Annotated in this window: 17 protein-coding genes; 6 read left to right on the top strand and 11 right to left on the bottom strand. The window is 58.2% G+C overall.

Features of this window, described 5'->3' with window-relative positions:
* Window positions 1–55 precede the first annotated feature (55 nt).
* From OHL20_RS09535 to fabF, 3 genes are all read left to right on the top strand, one after another.
* Complete coding sequence (locus OHL20_RS09535) at window positions 56–1,576, top strand: glycoside hydrolase family 32 protein (RefSeq protein WP_263382959.1); 1,521 nt, start codon at window positions 56–58, stop codon at window positions 1,574–1,576.
* Window positions 1,577–1,746: 170 nt separating this feature from the next.
* Entirely contained in the window at window positions 1,747–1,992 is a 246-nt protein-coding gene (locus OHL20_RS09530; RefSeq protein WP_020715918.1) for an acyl carrier protein, read from the top strand.
* Window positions 1,993–1,994: 2 nt separating this feature from the next.
* Window positions 1,995–3,260, top strand: a complete 1,266-nt coding sequence (gene fabF, locus OHL20_RS09525) for a beta-ketoacyl-ACP synthase II (RefSeq protein ID WP_263382958.1) — start codon at window positions 1,995–1,997, stop codon at window positions 3,258–3,260.
* A gap of 68 nt (window positions 3,261–3,328) precedes the next feature.
* Here fabF and OHL20_RS09520 read toward each other — a convergent pair whose 3' ends face one another.
* The 9 genes from OHL20_RS09520 to yajC form a co-directional block, all read right to left on the bottom strand.
* The gene (locus OHL20_RS09520) at window positions 3,329–4,084 is read right to left on the bottom strand and encodes a YIP1 family protein (RefSeq protein ID WP_263382957.1); all 756 of its coding nucleotides are present in this window, start codon (window positions 4,082–4,084) and stop codon (window positions 3,329–3,331) included.
* Window positions 4,085–4,345: 261 nt separating this feature from the next.
* On the bottom strand, window positions 4,346–5,164 hold the full coding sequence (locus tag OHL20_RS09515) for a tetratricopeptide repeat protein (RefSeq protein WP_263382956.1): 819 nt from the start codon (window positions 5,162–5,164) through the stop codon (window positions 4,346–4,348).
* A gap of 395 nt (window positions 5,165–5,559) precedes the next feature.
* Entirely contained in the window at window positions 5,560–5,994 is a 435-nt protein-coding gene (locus tag OHL20_RS09510) for an ExbD/TolR family protein (protein WP_263382955.1), read from the bottom strand.
* A 59-nt stretch (window positions 5,995–6,053) separates the two neighbouring features.
* Window positions 6,054–6,476 carry an ExbD/TolR family protein gene (locus OHL20_RS09505; RefSeq protein ID WP_263382954.1) on the bottom strand — a complete coding sequence of 141 codons (423 nt, stop codon included), beginning with the start codon at window positions 6,474–6,476 and terminating at the stop codon, window positions 6,054–6,056.
* Window positions 6,477–6,615: 139 nt separating this feature from the next.
* The gene (locus OHL20_RS09500; protein WP_263382953.1) at window positions 6,616–7,359 is read right to left on the bottom strand and encodes a MotA/TolQ/ExbB proton channel family protein; all 744 of its coding nucleotides are present in this window, start codon (window positions 7,357–7,359) and stop codon (window positions 6,616–6,618) included.
* A gap of 120 nt (window positions 7,360–7,479) precedes the next feature.
* Window positions 7,480–8,214 (bottom strand): energy transducer TonB, encoded by a 735-nt coding sequence (locus OHL20_RS09495; protein ID WP_263382952.1) that lies wholly within the window; start codon window positions 8,212–8,214, stop codon window positions 7,480–7,482.
* 137 nt (window positions 8,215–8,351) lie between these two features.
* A complete protein-coding gene (gene secF, locus OHL20_RS09490; protein ID WP_263382951.1) occupies window positions 8,352–9,314 on the bottom strand; it encodes a protein translocase subunit SecF in 963 nt (320 codons plus the stop codon).
* Between the two features lie 48 nt (window positions 9,315–9,362).
* Entirely contained in the window at window positions 9,363–10,961 is a 1,599-nt protein-coding gene (gene secD, locus OHL20_RS09485; RefSeq protein WP_263382950.1) for a protein translocase subunit SecD, read from the bottom strand.
* 117 nt (window positions 10,962–11,078) lie between these two features.
* Complete coding sequence (gene yajC, locus OHL20_RS09480; protein ID WP_263382949.1) at window positions 11,079–11,363, bottom strand: preprotein translocase subunit YajC; 285 nt, start codon at window positions 11,361–11,363, stop codon at window positions 11,079–11,081.
* 286 nt (window positions 11,364–11,649) lie between these two features.
* Between yajC and bglX the strand changes: the two genes are divergently transcribed.
* Entirely contained in the window at window positions 11,650–13,959 is a 2,310-nt protein-coding gene (bglX, locus tag OHL20_RS09475; protein WP_263382948.1) for a beta-glucosidase BglX, read from the top strand.
* 61 nt (window positions 13,960–14,020) lie between these two features.
* On the opposite strand, the gene OHL20_RS09470 is transcribed toward bglX, so the two are convergent.
* Window positions 14,021–14,206 carry a hypothetical protein gene (locus OHL20_RS09470; RefSeq protein WP_263382947.1) on the bottom strand — a complete coding sequence of 62 codons (186 nt, stop codon included), beginning with the start codon at window positions 14,204–14,206 and terminating at the stop codon, window positions 14,021–14,023.
* Between the two features lie 23 nt (window positions 14,207–14,229).
* Window positions 14,230–14,697: a GNAT family N-acetyltransferase gene (locus OHL20_RS09465; protein ID WP_263382946.1), complete on the bottom strand. Its 468-nt coding sequence runs from the start codon at window positions 14,695–14,697 to the stop codon at window positions 14,230–14,232.
* A 27-nt stretch (window positions 14,698–14,724) separates the two neighbouring features.
* On the opposite strand from OHL20_RS09465, the gene OHL20_RS09460 reads away from it, so the two are divergent.
* Together OHL20_RS09460 and OHL20_RS09455 are read left to right on the top strand one after the other, a co-directional pair.
* Window positions 14,725–15,240 (top strand): heme-degrading domain-containing protein, encoded by a 516-nt coding sequence (locus OHL20_RS09460; protein ID WP_263382945.1) that lies wholly within the window; start codon window positions 14,725–14,727, stop codon window positions 15,238–15,240.
* Between the two features lie 35 nt (window positions 15,241–15,275).
* Window positions 15,276–15,953 carry a YukJ family protein gene (locus OHL20_RS09455; protein WP_263382944.1) on the top strand — a complete coding sequence of 226 codons (678 nt, stop codon included), beginning with the start codon at window positions 15,276–15,278 and terminating at the stop codon, window positions 15,951–15,953.
* The last annotated feature ends 358 nt before the right edge of the window (window positions 15,954–16,311 follow it).

The raw sequence follows: 16,311 nt of genomic DNA, 5'->3' as shown, positions 1-16,311 counted from the left end.
ACGAGCATCCCGACAACTTATACTTGGCGTCGCAGAGTACCAGGATCGGAGCTTCATGAAGACCAGCCGACGCAGCGCCCTTAAATCGATCGCCCTCGCTTCAGCCGCAAGCCTCGTCAATCTCCGGGCCGCTGGAGCGCAGGCGGACGTCGATGTTCCAATCACCGACCCGCTCCGGCCGTCCTTTCACTACCAGCCAGCCCGCAACTGGATGAATGATCCCTGCGGCCCCATCTACTTTCACGGTCAGTACCACCTCTTCCACCAATACAATCCGCATGGCCCGCTCTGGGGAGACATGCACTGGGCCCACGCCGTCTCGCCCGACATGATTCATTGGAAGCGCCTACCGGTCGCCCTTGCCCCGACTCCCGACGGCCCCGACGCACAGGGCTGCTTCACCGGCACCGCCGTCGTCCACGATGGCCGACCCACCTTCCTCTATACCGGGGTCCAGACGTCACCACTCGCCGAGGCCACGCTGGCCGACCCGAAGAATCCGCTTCGCGAATCGCAGTGCCTTGCCGTCGCGACCGACGACACGCTCGAGACCTGGAAGAAGGTGCCCGCAGCGGTCATCCCGGTACCACCAGCCGGGATGAAGGTCACGGGCTTTCGCGACCCTTCGCCCTGGAAAGACGGCGACAGCTGGTACACGATCGTTGGTTCGGGCATCGCGAAGAAGGGCGGCATGGTGCTGCTTTATCGCTCCACCGACCTGCGCACGTGGGAGTACCTGCACCCGCTCTACGAGGGCACATGGACAGGCAAGATTACCTCTGACTCGGTCGATTCCGGAGAGATGTGGGAGTGTCCCGAGTTCTTCCCGCTCGTCGACACGGCGACCAAAGTCGAGAAACACATCCTCATCTACTCCACTGAAGGCAAGGTGCTGTGGAACTCCGGCACCCTCGACCGCGACACGATGCGGTTCACTGCGGAGAAGACCGGCCAGCTCGACTATGGCCGCGTCGGCACCAATCGCGTCACCTTCTACGCTCCCAAGACGCAGCTCGACGCGAAAGGGAATCGCATCCTCTGGGGCTGGATCGGCGAAACCCGGCCTGATGCGGAGTGCGTGCGCGCCGGCTGGTCAGGCCTGATGAGCCTGCCGCGCCTGCTCACCCTCCAGCACGGCGAACTCCACATTCAGCCCGCCTCTCAAACAGTTCGGCTGCGCGAACCAGCCTCGAAGCCAACACGGATCAACGAGATAATCGCCACCATCGAGACCGCCGACACTAAGCCAGCGGCACATTCCACCGCGAACGTGCTCGGCGGCCTGCTCAGCCTGCGCTCCGACCCCACCCAGGACCCCAATACGCTCCACCTCAGCTTCAGCAACGGCATCCCTCCCATCATGATCCCGCTCCCATCGCCACTCGGCAAACGGGCAAGCCTGCATGCTTTCATCGACAACTCCGTCCTCGAAATCTTCATCGACGGTCGCTTCTGCCTCACTCATCGCTTCTACAGCCAGCAGGCAGGGGAGCCTCTCGCTACCATCACCGTAGCCGGGAGCTATAGCGTTGCGAGCTCCCAGACCCACGGGCTCCACCCCATCTGGCCCACATAGCGGGTAGCGGCCTTCACACTCCATGTCCTACTTTGCTTTACACTCGACAAGGCACTCAGTATCCTTGAGCTTGGCGTAGCCCGGCTGGAATGCCAACGGATCTTGTTACTTGTACGAAATCGGTAACGAACGAATTTATCTTTGCTTCAGGCAGAAACTAGGAGAAACACATGGCGGCAGTAGACGAAAAAGTTAAGCAGATTATCGTAGAGCAGCTTCAGGTGGATGAAGCTGAAGTGACCCCCGGCGCCAGCTTCCAGGAAGATCTCGGCGCGGACTCCCTCGACGTAGTCGAGCTCGTCATGCAATTCGAAGAAGCATTTGACATCCAGATCCCCGACGAAGATGCCGAGAAGATCAAGACCGTCAAGGATGCTGTCGATTACATCGAGAAGAATCAGAAGGCGGCCAAGTAACAATGGCCCAGCAGCTTGTGGAGCAGCGTCGTGTCGTTGTAACCGGCATCGGTCTTATCTGTGGAGTCGGCAAGACCGTGCCGGAGGTCTGGGAGGGTCTCCTCGCAGGCCGGAGCGGCATGGCTGAGATCAAGGCCTTCGATCTCACCGGGCACCCCGTCCGGTTCGCTGCCGAGGTAAAGGATTTTGATCCGCTTCTCTTCATCGAGAAGAAGGAGTCCCGTAAGATGGGACGCTTCATCCACTTCGCCCTCGCAGCATCGGCGGAGGCGATGGCGCACTCCGGCCTGGTGATCGATGCCAGCAATCGCGACCGCTTCGGCGTCCACATTGGCTCAGGCATCGGCGGATTCGATGTGATCGAGCGGGAACACTCGGCCATGCTGGCGGGTGGACCGCGCAAGATCTCGCCCTTCTTCATCCCGGGCTCCATCGTCAACCTCGCTGCCGGGCACGTATCCATCAAGTACAACGCCCGCGGACCGAACGAGGCCACGGCGACCGCCTGCACCTCGAGCGCGCACTCTATCGGCGATGCCTTCCGCATTATTCAGCGCGGTGATGCCGACGCCATGATCGCTGGCGGCACGGAAGCTGCCATCACTCCTATGGGAGTTGGCGGTTTCGCGGCGATGAAAGCTCTCTCCACCCGCAACGATGATCCCGAACATGCCTGCCGCCCCTTTGACAAGGATCGCGATGGATTTGTCTGCGGTGAAGGCGCAGGCATCCTCATTCTTGAGGAGTTGGAGTTCGCGAAGGCTCGCGGCGCAACGATTCTCGCCGAAGTGATTGGCTACGGCATGTCTGCCGACGCCTTCCACATGACCGGCATGGCTCCCGAGGGCGAAGGCTGCTTCCGGGCTATGTCCGCAGCGCTCAAGGTAGCGGGGATCTCACCCGATCAGATCGACTACGTCAACGCCCACGCCACGTCGACCCCACTGGGCGATGCGCTTGAGTCCAAGGCGATCGAGAATGTCTTCGGCGAACGCGCCCTCAATCACACGCTGCTGGTCAGCTCCACCAAATCCATGACAGGCCATCTTCTCGGCGGCGCAGGCGGCCTGGAAGCCGGTATCACCATCATGGCAATGCTCGAGCAGACGGCGCCCCCGACAACCAACATCGTTGAGCTTGATCCACAGTGCCGCCTCAACTACGTTCCCAACACCCCGCAGAAGGCCAGGATCGACTATGCGCTGTCGAACTCTTTCGGCTTTGGCGGAACGAACGGCTCGCTCGTCTTCAAGCGCTGGACGGAATAAAGCACGCGTACACAAAGACGGCGGGATCTGTCACCCAGATCCCGCCGTTTTACGTTGAACAGCCGAACTTAGCTGGTAGCTACCGCAACGCCAACACTTACGATCAGGATAAGTACCCACCAACCCACTACGACCACCGCTGCCTTGCCACGGCTCACCTTGGCCACGATTGCCGTACCGATCACCAGCAAGGCCAGAGACCATAGACCGATCACATCCACAAAGCTCAGTAGAACCTTCACCCATGGTGCCGCATCCGGTAGATAGAAGCCGAGGTTAGTGCCGACCGGATTCTTCAGGTTGAACGCCTCTGCGTTTCCGCCATAGAGCGTTGCAATCATCAGGATGCTACTGAGAAGCCGCGGCAGCGAGGCATACATCCACACGGCAAGCATCTGCCCGTAGGTCGTCTGCGCACCGAACCCGAAATTGAAGCTTCCCCAAAGGGCCAGCGCGCTGACTGCGGCGATCAGGATGATGAAGATCGGTGATGCATACGCGGTGTAGCGATAGCTCATCGTCATAAGGCGCAGTTGTACCGCTCGCTGCTTTGGCTCTGTCTCAGCCAGTGCCTGCTCCTGCTTGGGGCTGTCATGCAGCGAGTTTTGGACCACCGTGTCGTAGCCTACCTGCTTGTCGATCACGAAGGCGCCAAGCACCGTCATCAGCACTGAGAGCAGGAAGGGAAGCCACCACGCAGTGCTCCTCAAAATATCAGTAAAGGTCTTCGATGGCGCGATGAACGCATCGACGACGCGCTCTAACTGGCTTAATCCAGTTGTTGTTCCCGTCACACTATCGATTGTCGTGTCGCCAGACATCATCTCTCTCCCGAGTGCAAAATTGCAATAAAAACTGTTCCCGGATTGTAGCCTGCCGCCGTAGTCCGCCCTACAGAATTCTTCGCGCCGAAGATCCTTTGCCTCCTCCACGGTACCGGGTCGCTCACCATCGCGAAGCGTTCCGCATTCAGACGATTCCCACAACGCCGATAGCCCATATAGGAGTTCAATTTTCAGTGTCGCAAGCATGACAAAGGCCTCTCCTTTGAGGAGAGGCCTTCATCATTCGAAGCGAAAACCGGACTACATCTGTACGCCGCCGGCATTCTTCTTTTCCTTCTTCTCTTCGTTGGCCTTCCGAGCGCCCATACCCTTTTGGATCCACTGATCCACCAGAGCCATGTCCGCCTTGCGTGCTGCCTCGTCTCCGCATTCAAGATCAGCCTTGCGGCGATAGGTCAGCTGGAGATACGACATGGCGTCATCATAGGTTGGGTTCAGCTCCACAGCCTTGGTGAGGTACTGAATACCCTCGTTCACAAGCTGCGTGTTAGCGGCCTGAAGCTTCTGGCAAGCACCCTTGCTCTTCTTCGGGTTACCATCGCCGGCATCGGTCAGACCGTCAGCAGCGAGAATCGTCGTTGCATTCTTGTAGGCAAGAACCCAGTTCACGAAACCAACCGTGTAGTAGGCTTCGGGATCGTTGGGCGCGATGGAGATAACCTTCTTCTCGTATTCCTTCGCCTGGTCAAACTTCTTGATATTCCGGTCAATCGAAGCAATCTGCTTGAGAGCCGTGAGATCGTTCGGATCTTTTGCGAGAACGGTGTTGAAGCCATCAAGCGCCTTTTGCGCAAGCTTCAGGTTCTCAGGAGTGTCAAGGTTCGGAACAACCTGGTAAGAATACGCCGTAGCCAGATAAAGCTTCGCATCCTCGGACTCAGGATCGAGACTGATCGCCGTCTGGAAGTGATCAACCGCTTCTTCATAGCGAGCATTCTTGAACGCCTGCACGCCCTTATTAAGCTGGTCGCGCGACTTCAGCTTGTTACATCCGGTGACAGTACCAAGCATCAGCGCCAGCAGAGCGGCCGTAACCGGAATCCGTGCAGAGAGTTTCATGGGGCGGGGTATCTCCTTCAACAAGGGCGTGAAATGTCGGACGGTAAATCGGTGCATCTGGTTTTCTGCTTGCCGCTTGATTGTAATGGTAGATGCCTCAGCGTGACTAGAGCACCTACCGTCATCATAGCTGCAATTACTTATAGTTACTGCTCGGAACGTGACATTTCAAGCGGTCGTGCGTCTTCATAGACTTGTTCCGGGTTAGTGTCAGATTTCTCAACTCGGAACCTCAACAATAGGAGTGAGTTTACATGGTAAGAAGATTCTGGCAAGTCCCTTTGATTCGGAAACTTTGACGCACAGGTAAACGTCTTCCTAGCGACTTCAGAAAGGGCCCGAAAAGTAAAAAGCGGTGGGCTATAAGGCCGCACCGCTTCAAGAGCTCAACCCAGCTACTGACCTGCAGCCACTCGTGGGGTAATGAGGCCAATGTTGTCGACACCAGCCTGGTGACCGAAATCGATAACGTCTGCGACCTTGCTGAAGTCAAGATCAGGATCGCCCTTGACGAACATGACCTTCTCTTGACGAGTCGCAAAGATCTCAGCAAGCTTACCTTCAATCGCCGACTTGTTAAAAGAGTTGTCGTTGATCTTGTAAGCCGGTTCTCCCGCGCCATTCGACAGCACCTGGACGACAATCGTCCGGTCGTTGTCAGGCGGTGGCGATTTGCTCTTCGGCGGCTGAGGAACCAGCGCGTCAAGCCCGTGGGGAACGACCGGAACGATGACCATGAAGATGATCAGCAGCACCAGCAGAACGTCGATGAGCGGGGTTACGTTGATCTCCGAAACCGCGCCGCCTGTACCTCCACCACCCATTCCCATAGCAATCTCCTCGTTCTAACCATCTTCAGTCATGAAGACTTGGTGTGTACCTGAATTCCTTACTTCTCGTTACGCTCGGTGAGCAGTCCAAGTTGGCTGACGCCAGCGGATCGAATCCCGTCGACGGCATCCATGACCTTGCCGTAGTTCGCGCGAGCATCCGCGCGCATGAATACTTCCTTACTTGTCTTGTTCTCGAGCTTTGCTGAAATTTTCGGGCCGAGATCATCTACGGTGACCTGGTCGCCGCCGAGGAAGGTCCTGCCATCGCGAGTTACAGCCACCGTGACAGCATCTTCTTTGTTGGCGTCTTCCATGACGACCGCGGCGTCCGCCTTCGGCAGATCCACGTTGACCTTGTTGTTGAGCATGGGCGTGATGACCATGAAGATGATCAGCAGTACCAGCATCACGTCAACCATCGGCGTGACGTTGATATTGGAGTTTACCTTCTTGCCTTCGTCCCGCTTGTTAATAGCCATAATGCACACTCCATCCAATGTTCAACTGCTTCATAAGGCTGCTGAGGAGGATTCTCCGAACAGCGTTCGCTGGCGCTGTTCGGAGTGTTCCAATGACTCGCAGATCGCATACCTGTCCGGCGCAAACCGGGACAGAGTTCTAGCGGTGGCTCTGCTTGATGAAGTAGTCAACCAGTTCGCTCGAGCTGTTGTCCATCTCGACGTCGAACGCTTCGACCTTGTTCGTGAAGAAGTTGAAGGTCATAACGGCCGGGATTGCGACGAAGAGACCGAATGCAGTCGTAACCAGAGCTTCCGAGATACCACCGGCTACTGCGCCGATACCGGAGGTCTTCTGGGTTGCAATTGCCTGGAAAGCGTTCAGAATTCCGATGACGGTTCCGAGCAGGCCGATAAAGGGAGCCGTTGAGCCGATGGTCGCGAGACCACCAAGACCACGCTTCAGCTTGGCATGAACGATTGCCTCAGAGCGCTCGAGAGCGCGCTTGGAGCTTTCAACCTGGGCCTCGGTGATGCTGCCACCGGAACCGAAGCTGCGAAACTCTTGCAGGCCAGCGGTAACAACCTCGGCGAGGTGCGACTTCTTGCTGCGATCGGCAATCTTGATCGCCTCGTCCAGACGGCCGTCCTTGAGAGCGCCGGCAACCTTGGGAGCGAACTCGCGCGACTGCTTACGGGCTGCCGCGAAGTAGAGGTAACGATCAATCATGACGGCCAGCGACCAGATCGACATAACGAAAAGGATCAGGGCGATTATGCGTGCGGGCCAGCCCATGTTCTGGAGGAGGCCGGCGATGCTGAAGCTTGGGCCGGCAGCTTCCTGGAAGTACAGGGCGAGGGCGGCGGGAACGTGAGCGAAGTTGGTGAGATGAGCGAGAATCACTGGAATCTTTCCTCCTGATAGAACTTTGTCGTTGTACTACCTTGGAACTCTTCGGCCTATCCCGCCTCAGCAACGGCCGAGACGGGCGCGAAGGCCACATCGGTCACACAAAACTATTGACTAGCCGCCACCGAAGCTGAAGTTGACGGTTACTGTTGTATCGACCTCGGTTGGATCACCATTGAGAAGATATGGCTTGTACTTCCAGGTCTTGACGGCGTCGAGAGCACTCGAACGCAACATCTCAGGACCACTTACCACCTCAAGATGCTCGATCGAACCAGTCTTTGAGATGACCGCATGGAGTACAACTGCACCGGAAACGTGAGCTGCCTTGGCAATCGGCGGGTAAACAGGATTGGTCTTCGAAAGCACGCTACCGGCCATGACGCCACCCGAAACGCGGGCAGGTCCCTTGGGAGGAGCAACCTTGACGACTGGCGCGGGCGCACTACCGATTCCGCCCATGACGCCACCGGGTACACCACCGGCGCTACCCATTCCGGACATGCCTGCCACACCCGCTACCTGCGGTGGCGGAGCAGCATCTTCCTTCAACATCTTGATGTCCTTCGGGATTTTCGTCGGCGCATGAAGGCCTGCATCAATCTCGGACACCATCTTGATTGGCTTGACTACCTGTGCAGGCGGAGGGGGCGGAGGTGGGGGTGGAGGCGGAGGTGGAGCCGTAAGCATCGCCGTCATAGCGGTCTTCGGCAGGGCCTCTGGATAAAGCAGCGGGATCAGGATCAAAATGGTCAGGACTGAGATGTTGAACACGAAGGTTCCAATCATCCAATACTTTGACTTGGTCTTGAGCTGTCCGCCGGATTCCATCAGTGAAGTTTCAAACATAGGCAGCCTCGTTCCATCTGAAGAGAAGAGCTATTGTGCTTAGACACCAGACCGGTTTGTTTTGTTCCCGATCTGGTACGTTACGCAAACTTTAACTTGCCACGTCTGAAAAATAATGATGATGAGCCAATTCCGGGTTAGACCTTCGAGCGCTTACCGGCTGGCAGCGTGGCTGCTTTGCCGTGGGACGCGCGCCAATCCTGATAGGCCACCAACATCGGTGCCGCTACAGCGATGGAAGAGTACGTTCCGATCAAAATACCTACAACCAGCGCAAACGAGAAGCCATGCAGCACCTCGCCGCCGAACAGGTACAGCGACAACACCGTCAGGAACGTAAGGCCCGAAGAGATAACCGTTCGTGTCAGAGTCTGATTGATGCTGCGGTTGACCACGTCTGCAAGTGACTCTCGCCGCGACAGTGCAAGATTCTCCCGAATTCGGTCAAAGACCACGATCGTATCGTTCATCGAATAGCCGATAAGCGTCAGGATCGCTGCGATTACGGTAAGAGTAATCTCCTGGTTCGTCAAGCTGAATGCGCCAACCGTAATCAGGGTGTCGTGAAACACTGCGACGACCGCCGCCACGCCATAGATCAATTCGAAGCGGAACCATAGGTAGATCAGCATTCCGATGAGCGAGTAAAGCGTCGCCAGCCACGCCTGCTTCTGCAACTGTTTGCCAGCCGTCGGTCCTACAATCTCGACCTGCTGCACCTCGAAGGCCGAGTCGTGATAGTTAGCCGTCAGGGCACTTACCACGCTGGCACGACCAGCATCATGAGCCGCATCGGTAGCAGAAGACTGCGGCAAGGAGATCATCTCTTCATTGGCAGTCTGCCCGAGCGAACCGCTGATCCGTTGAATCGTCGGCTCGCGGATGCCACCGGCATCGAGCGCCTGCCGCAGATGGTCTTCGTTCGGCGTCGTATCAAACTTGACGTAGATCAGCGTGCCGCCCTTGAAGTCCACGCCGCGGGGCACGCCATGCCAGAACAGCATGCTCAACACGCCGGCAACTGAGAAGATCAGTGAGAATCCAAGGAAGTACCACTTCTTCCCAAGCCAATCGATATTCGTACTACGAAACAGTTCCACGTTCCATCCTCGGCGAGGCCTCTTGGGCAACTCGCAATATCTGAATTTCTAAATCGACAGAGCCGCGCCGCGTTCCTTCTTCGCCAGCCCTGCATCGAAGATCACCCGCGATACGAAGACTGCGGTAAACAGGTTGGCGCACAGACCGACAGCCAGCGTCACCGCGAAGCCACGCACTGGCCCGGTTCCAAAGAGGAACAGGATCAACGCCGAAACAATCGTCGTTACATGTGTATCGATGATGGTGATCCAGGCATGCGCGAAGCCTTGCTGCACGGCTGCGGCCGACGTCTTGCCGGATCGCAGTTCCTCGCGAATGCGCTCGAAGATCAGCACGTTCGAGTCGACGCCCATACCGATCGTCAGGATCACACCCGCAATTCCCGGCAGCGTCAGTACCGACCCCGAATACCCCATGAAACCCAATAGGAGCACCAGGTTCAGGACCAGCGCCAGATCCGCGTTGATGCCCGCGCCGCGATAGTAGATCAGCATAAACGCCATCACGGCGAGCATGCCGGCGACCGCTGCAACGACACCCTGCTTGATCGAGGCTGCTCCAAGGCTGGGTCCAACGGTGCGCGTCTCGAGGAATTCAAGCGAGGCCGGCAGAGCGCCGGTGCGGAGCATCAGTGAAAGATCCGCCGCGGACTCCTTCGTAAAGCCGCCACCTGAGATACGCCCGGAGTCGCGAATTGCCGACTGAATCCCTGCTACTTCCTTAACGCGATTATCGAGGACGATTGCCATCGAGCCGGTACCCTTGTGGGCGTCCGTGTATTTATAGAAGCGCTCACCAGCGTCGGTCGTCAGATTGAAGGTGATATCCGGTCGGCCATTTTCATCGGTCGAAGGCTGCGCATCACGGAAGTCGTTTCCGGCAACCTCGCTCACACGCTTCAGCAGCCAGATCTGGTCGCCTCCACCGTTCGTGCCGCTACCCTTGATCAGCACGGAATCCGGAGGAATGACCCCACCATTTGCCTGCAATGCATCCTGATCGCTGTTGAACGGACCGCCAACCACCTGATGAATCTCAAGCCGAGCGGTCGACTGGATAATATTCTGAACGCGCGCCGGATCGGTCTCACCCGGCAGTTCGATCAGGATCTCGTTCTCGCCCAGACCATACTGCTGGATAACCGGCTCCGTAACGCCGAGCTTATCGATACGCTCACGGATCGTCTCAATGGACGTCGAAAGCGTACGCGCGTCGAGTTCCTTGACGGCGGCAGGCTTCATGGTCAGCTTCCAGCTTCCATCCGGATTGCTTCCCACGTCATAGTTCGGGTAGGTACCGCCGGTCAACACGCCGCGCACATCGCTCGATTTGGCAATCGGCGTTCCGGAGATCGTAATCGTATCCATGTGGGCCGGATCGAGCTTACCGACAGAAGCTCCAGTGATTCCGGCCTTCTGCAGATCTTCCTCAAGTCGCGCGACGTCGTTGTCGGATTGCGCCGACACTGCCTCCGCGACCTTCACCTGCAGCACGAGGTGAGTTCCGCCCTTGAGGTCGAGGCCGAGGTGAATCTGCTTCCCAATGGACTCCTTCAAACTGCCGTGAGGAATGCCCACGAAGCCGAAGCAGAACACAACTAAAATCGCAATGATGAATGCCGTCTTGCCGGCCAGATTCTTACCCATGATCGTTATCGAAGGTCCAGCCGCATCACCTGCTTCCAGGCCCCGCCGCTCTTCCTATAATGTCCTCGCCCGTCCATGACGGTGCCATCTCAGATCTTGTACTGCGTTGATTCGTAACTATGCTGCTTCATCCGGCGTCGTAACACTTGCGATAGCGCTCTTCACAAACTCGAGCTTGACGCCATCCGGCTGGATGCGAAGCACCACGATCTCTTCTTTCACAGAGAGAACCGTTCCGCGAATCCCACCGTTTGTGGTGACCTTGTCGCCGGACTTCAACTGCGTCAACATCTCCTGCCACTTCTTCTGCTTCTTCTGGTTGGGTGCGATCATCAAAAAGTAAAGCACTACGAAGAAGAGAACTGGCAACGCCAGTTGACCTACGCTTCCAAAACTGCCCATCAAACCCTGCACTGTAAAACTCCGTTCCAGAACAACCTGCGTATCGATTAAGCTGAGTCCGACTGGCGCAAGAGGCGCACCACCGCTATCTACACAGAAAGTGTGCCTAGCCCCTAAGCATCGCGTAAGCGCCCGCCAGTGTCAAGGAACCGCGCATATGCGGGGCCGTCGATTTCACTTAACAAACCAAATGTCAGCTGTCCGACACTTCGCGTAGAATTGCAGCCTCTCGTGCGCTCGCCCTTCCGTCGCCACCGAGCCTGCACCGCTTTCTTCGAGGATCACCATGAAATCGACCCCCCTTCGCCCGCTCTTTCTGAACCTCATCCTCATCACCACCTGCCTTCCGCTCGCAGCCCAGATGAACTCGCGCAACACCCCGCTCGACGGGCCACGACCGGAGATCTTCTCCCCCGCCACCATCAAACGAGCCGACGCCCTCATCAAGCAGATGACCCCCGAAGAAAAGCTCGCGCAGCTCAACCAGCTCTTCCTCTTCGCTGCCGACCCGAAGATTGATGCAGCCGTCACCAAGGGTCAGGTCGGCTCACTCCTCTTCGTCACCGATCCCACCGAGATCAACCGCCTTCAGCACCTGGCCGTGGAGAACTCACGCCTCCACATCCCCCTCATCTTCGGCTTCGACGTCATCCACGGCTTTCGCACGATCTTCCCCGTCCCGCTCGCCATGGCCTCCTCCTGGGACCCCGAAACCGTCACCCGCGCCCAGACAGTAGCCGCCGCCGAAGCCCGCTCCGTCGGTATCGACTGGGCCTTCGCACCGATGCTGGATATCGCCCGCGACCCACGCTGGGGCCGCATCATGGAGGGCGCCGGAGAAGATCCTTATCTAGGTTCAGCTATCGCCCGCGCCCAGGTTCGTGGCTTCCAGGGACCGGCCATCGGCACCCCAGACCACGTCCTCGCCTGCATGAAGCACTTCGCCGGTTATGGAGCAGCCGAGGGTGGCCGCGACTACGACGCCTCCTATATCTCTGACGCCCAGTTGCACAACGTCTACCTGCAGCCCTTCCACGCTGCCGTCGAGGCCGGTGTCGGCTCCGTCATGTCCGCGTACATGGACCTCAACGACGTACCCGCAACCGGCAACCACATGCTCCAGACCGAGGTCCTTCGCGACGATTGGCACTTTCAGGGCTTCGTGGTCTCAGACGCCGATGCCGTCAAAAGTCTCGAGAAGCATGGCTTTGCGAAAGATCCAGCCGATGCTGCGCTCCGAGCCTTCAACGCAGGCGTAAACATGGAGATGGCGATCGACCAGACCGCCTACAGCACCTTGCCCGCCGCCTTTCAGGCCAAGCAGATCACCCTCGCCCAGATTGACGCCGCCGTGAAGCCAATCCTCGAAGCGAAGATCCAGCTTGGCCTCTTCGAGCACCCCTACAACGATGTGCCGCATTCGCAACAGGTCCTCAACGATCCGGCTCATCGGACGGAAGCCCTGCATGCCGCCGAACGCTCCGCCGTCCTCCTTCGCAACGAAAATGCACTCCTGCCGCTCTCGAAGACAGCCTACAAACATATCGCCGTCATCGGTCCTGTGGCCGATAACAAGCACGACACCATCGGTTCCTGGGCCTTTCAGGAAGACGCCAACGAAGCCGTAACCCTGCTCGAAGGCCTCCGGACCAAGGTAGGCCAGTCGGCAAAGGTCGACTACGCACAAGGCGTGCAGGTCAAACGCCTCTACCCCTCCTTCTTCGACGCCATCTTCAAGGAGCCGAAGGAGGCCGACTGGACCGCCGATCAGGCTAAGTCTGAGTACGACAAGGCTCTGTCGCTCGCCCGCAGCGCAGACCTGGTGGTTCTCACGCTGGGCGAAAAGCAGGATATGTCCGGCGAAGCAGCCTCACGCTCCTCGCTCGACCTCCCCGGCGAGCAGCAGAAGCTTCTCGAAGCGGTGACGGCGCTCGGCAAGCCAACCGTGCTCGTCCTGCTTAACGGTCGTCCGCTCAACATCACCTGGGCCTCGGAACACGTTCCAGCGATCCTCGAAGCCTGGTACCCGGGCACACAAGGCGGCAATGCCGTTGCCAACCTGCTCTTCGGCGATGTCGTCCCCGGCGGAAAGCTCCCGTTGAGCTGGCCACGCGACGTCGGTCAGATCCCCATCAACTACTCTCACAACCTCACGCAGGATTACACCGCACAGGCGAAACGCTACTGGAACGAGCCGAGCACGCCGCTCTACCCCTTCGGCTACGGCCTCAGCTACAGCACCTTCGCCTTTTCGAACCTGAAGGTCGCCGAGCCTCAGAATAAAGTGGGTCAGCCAATCCACGTCACCATCGATGTCGAAAACACAGGCTCAGTCGCCGCCGACGAAGTAGCCCAGCTTTACGTCCACCAGCAATACGGAAACGCCTCGCGCCCGGTCCGCGAACTGAAAGGCTTCCGCCGCGTCAACCTCGCGCCCCATGCGAAGACCACGGTAGACTTCACCGTAACGCCAGCCGATCTCAGCTATTGGAGCCCAGCCAGTAGGACCTGGACAGAAGACGCCAGCACATTCGACCTGTGGTCAGGAAACAGCTCAGCAGCCGAACTCCACACTACCTTCACGCGCACCAGATAGCAGCGAAAAACCCGCGTTCTCCGAAGAGGCGCGGGCGCGTGGATCATCGCGAAGACGGATGCTATTCGGTTGTATCGACTTCGTCCGCTTCGTCTGCTTCTAGCAAGGCACGAGCCTCTTCGAGGTCGATCACGACACCATCCACCGTCATCTCGTAGCCACCTGCGTTCTCGGGTACGGAGGTGACGTTCTCAACAACGTAGTTCTTAGCGCGGAGAGCTGCAACGAGAAGATCGATATCTACCATTGCTCCAGTCTACAAGAGCTACGCTACCGGTTTCGCAGCAACATCTCGTTCGACTCCTTGAAGCCGTTCCGCTCATACAGCGGCTTGCCGAAGACCGAGGCATGCAGGCTGACCACGCCAATGCCACGCTTTTGCGTCTCCTCGACCGCCGTGCGGAGCAGCCGATACGCCAGTCCGTGTCCGCGCCACTCCGGGTCGACGTAGAAGTTCAGCAGATAGGCGCGGATCGACCCGGCATCCAGAAAGTGGGGCGGAAAGTCCATCAGCAGCAGACCTGCGCCAGCGACGACCTTCTCCGGTTCAGCCTCAGGAGCGGTCAGCCATCCAACGTAAACACCACTGGTGAGACGCGCATGCACCCAGGGCTCAAACTCGCGAATGACGGTGGCCATGCGATCGTCGTCCGCCTGACCGGAATCCACAAACATCCGGTGTCGATGGCTTGAGATAATCCCTGCATCGTCCGGTCCTGCCATGCGTGTAATAAACATGCTTCACTATACGGACAAGGAGCGTTAATGCCTCTCAATCTTCAGGAAGACCTTACGGCGATCGTTCGCCAGGAAGCCGAGTTGACGCTCGCAACCTTCAACCTCAACGACGCCTGGAAGCTCGGCGCCCTGCTCCACGACATCGCGGTCGAGCGCAACTACGGCATCGTGATCGACATTCGTCGCTTCGGCCAGCCGCATCAGCAGCTGTTCTACACCGCTCTGCCCGGCACAACCCCGGATAACGCTCGCTGGGTCCAGCGCAAATCGAACGTCGTCGCGCGCTTCCACCGCAGCTCCTACCAGGTCGGCTTGCACCTGCAACGGAGCGGCGTAACGTTTGCAGAGAAATATTCACTACCGGATGCAGACTATGCGACGCACGGTGGAAGCTTTCCGCTCCACGTCATCGGAGCTGGCGTCATCGGCAGCCTCACGATCTCCGGCCTTGTACAGCGCGCCGATCATGAGCTTGCAGTGGAAGCGCTTTGCCTCCACACCGGTCGCGAGTACAGCAGCTATCGACTTTCATCTGAAGTTTAGATCGGTCTGATAGGAATGCAGCAAGAGGAGTCTTCATGCCCATCACCAGCTACAGTGTTCTCCGCGGCCAGCCAACTGCTGGCAAAGTCGTCACCGGTTCCAGCACCCATTACCAGATCACGATGCAGGCCACCGGCGGTCCGTTCACCGTTGCGGTGAATACGGAATCATCCGATGGCTCGCTCGTTCTTTACGCCATCCTCAACAAGTTCACCCCACCGGAGCCTGCGGCGCTGCTTGCACTGGCGACGGGAATGCACAGCCTCCCAAGCAAAGCCGGTGGTCTGGCCCTCGACTTTGTGCGGGAGCAGATTGCCGGTAAGCCGATGGTCACGCTTGCGGAGATGACGCTTCTCCCCAAGGCGCTCGTTGCAGGCGACCACGCAACGCCACTCAAGAACGCCGTCGACAAACTGCTCGATCAGACGATTGCGGACAAGGGAACCATCTTTGCCTTTGGCAGCGCATACTCCGACAGCGGCAAAGTCGACGGAATCCATGACATCCACATGAACCAGGGCAATCCGCTGGCGAGCTTCGGAAAAGACAACGGCGTCTGGCAGGATGGAGCGCTCTTCCTCTACCTACCCACGCCAAAGACCTGGACCGCAGTCTTCATCGCCTTCCAGACAGAATCCTGGACCACAGACAGCTCCGGAAATCCTCTGGCAGCTCACGAGGCTGGCGGCAAGCACCACCATCTTGAGGGCTAAAGCCCCAAACGGGTCGGGTGTAGCCGCCACACTGCAGGTGCCCTCGGACAAGCCTGCATACCCGCCCCGTTACGCATATGCCCGCCTCGTTACGCATACGCCTGCACCGTTACCATACGCCCGGACCGTTACGCATACGCCCGCACCGTTAAGGGCACGGCTTCAGCCGTGCCATCAACTCAACTTCCGCGATGCGGCTTGAGCCGCTGAGGTACGCTTCCGTCTGGCCCCTCACCGAGGCTCCTGAAACTTTCAAATCGCCCAGGGCTAAGAGCTGCTCATCCGCAATTAAAGTGCCCTGCTTGACAAACGAGGGGCCCCACCAGGGTCCATTGCCGCTCTTGGGCGGCATAGCCTT

The sequence above is a fragment of the Granulicella arctica genome, assembly GCF_025685605.1.
In the GTDB taxonomy this organism is placed as follows: Bacteria; Acidobacteriota; Terriglobia; order Terriglobales; family Acidobacteriaceae; genus Edaphobacter; species Edaphobacter arcticus.
This window is presented reverse-complemented; position numbering and strand designations above follow the sequence as displayed.

What these genes read in the sequence shown, in the direction of transcription:
- OHL20_RS09535 (WP_263382959.1), top strand. Translation starts at nt 56, where the DNA reads ATGAAGACCAGCCGACGCAGCGCCCTTAAATCGATCGCCCTCGCTTCA.
- OHL20_RS09530 (WP_020715918.1), top strand. Translation starts at nt 1,747, where the DNA reads ATGGCGGCAGTAGACGAAAAAGTTAAGCAGATTATCGTAGAGCAGCTT.
- fabF (WP_263382958.1), top strand. Translation starts at nt 1,995, where the DNA reads ATGGCCCAGCAGCTTGTGGAGCAGCGTCGTGTCGTTGTAACCGGCATC.
- OHL20_RS09520 (WP_263382957.1), bottom strand. Translation starts at nt 4,084, where the DNA reads ATGATGTCTGGCGACACGACAATCGATAGTGTGACGGGAACAACAACT.
- OHL20_RS09515 (WP_263382956.1), bottom strand. Translation starts at nt 5,164, where the DNA reads ATGAAACTCTCTGCACGGATTCCGGTTACGGCCGCTCTGCTGGCGCTG.
- OHL20_RS09510 (WP_263382955.1), bottom strand. Translation starts at nt 5,994, where the DNA reads ATGGGAATGGGTGGTGGAGGTACAGGCGGCGCGGTTTCGGAGATCAAC.
- OHL20_RS09505 (WP_263382954.1), bottom strand. Translation starts at nt 6,476, where the DNA reads ATGGCTATTAACAAGCGGGACGAAGGCAAGAAGGTAAACTCCAATATC.
- OHL20_RS09495 (WP_263382952.1), bottom strand. Translation starts at nt 8,214, where the DNA reads ATGTTTGAAACTTCACTGATGGAATCCGGCGGACAGCTCAAGACCAAG.
- secD (WP_263382950.1), bottom strand. Translation starts at nt 10,961, where the DNA reads ATGGGTAAGAATCTGGCCGGCAAGACGGCATTCATCATTGCGATTTTA.
- yajC (WP_263382949.1), bottom strand. Translation starts at nt 11,363, where the DNA reads ATGGGCAGTTTTGGAAGCGTAGGTCAACTGGCGTTGCCAGTTCTCTTC.
- bglX (WP_263382948.1), top strand. Translation starts at nt 11,650, where the DNA reads ATGAAATCGACCCCCCTTCGCCCGCTCTTTCTGAACCTCATCCTCATC.
- OHL20_RS09470 (WP_263382947.1), bottom strand. Translation starts at nt 14,206, where the DNA reads ATGGTAGATATCGATCTTCTCGTTGCAGCTCTCCGCGCTAAGAACTAC.
- OHL20_RS09465 (WP_263382946.1), bottom strand. Translation starts at nt 14,697, where the DNA reads ATGTTTATTACACGCATGGCAGGACCGGACGATGCAGGGATTATCTCA.
- OHL20_RS09460 (WP_263382945.1), top strand. Translation starts at nt 14,725, where the DNA reads ATGCCTCTCAATCTTCAGGAAGACCTTACGGCGATCGTTCGCCAGGAA.
- OHL20_RS09455 (WP_263382944.1), top strand. Translation starts at nt 15,276, where the DNA reads ATGCCCATCACCAGCTACAGTGTTCTCCGCGGCCAGCCAACTGCTGGC.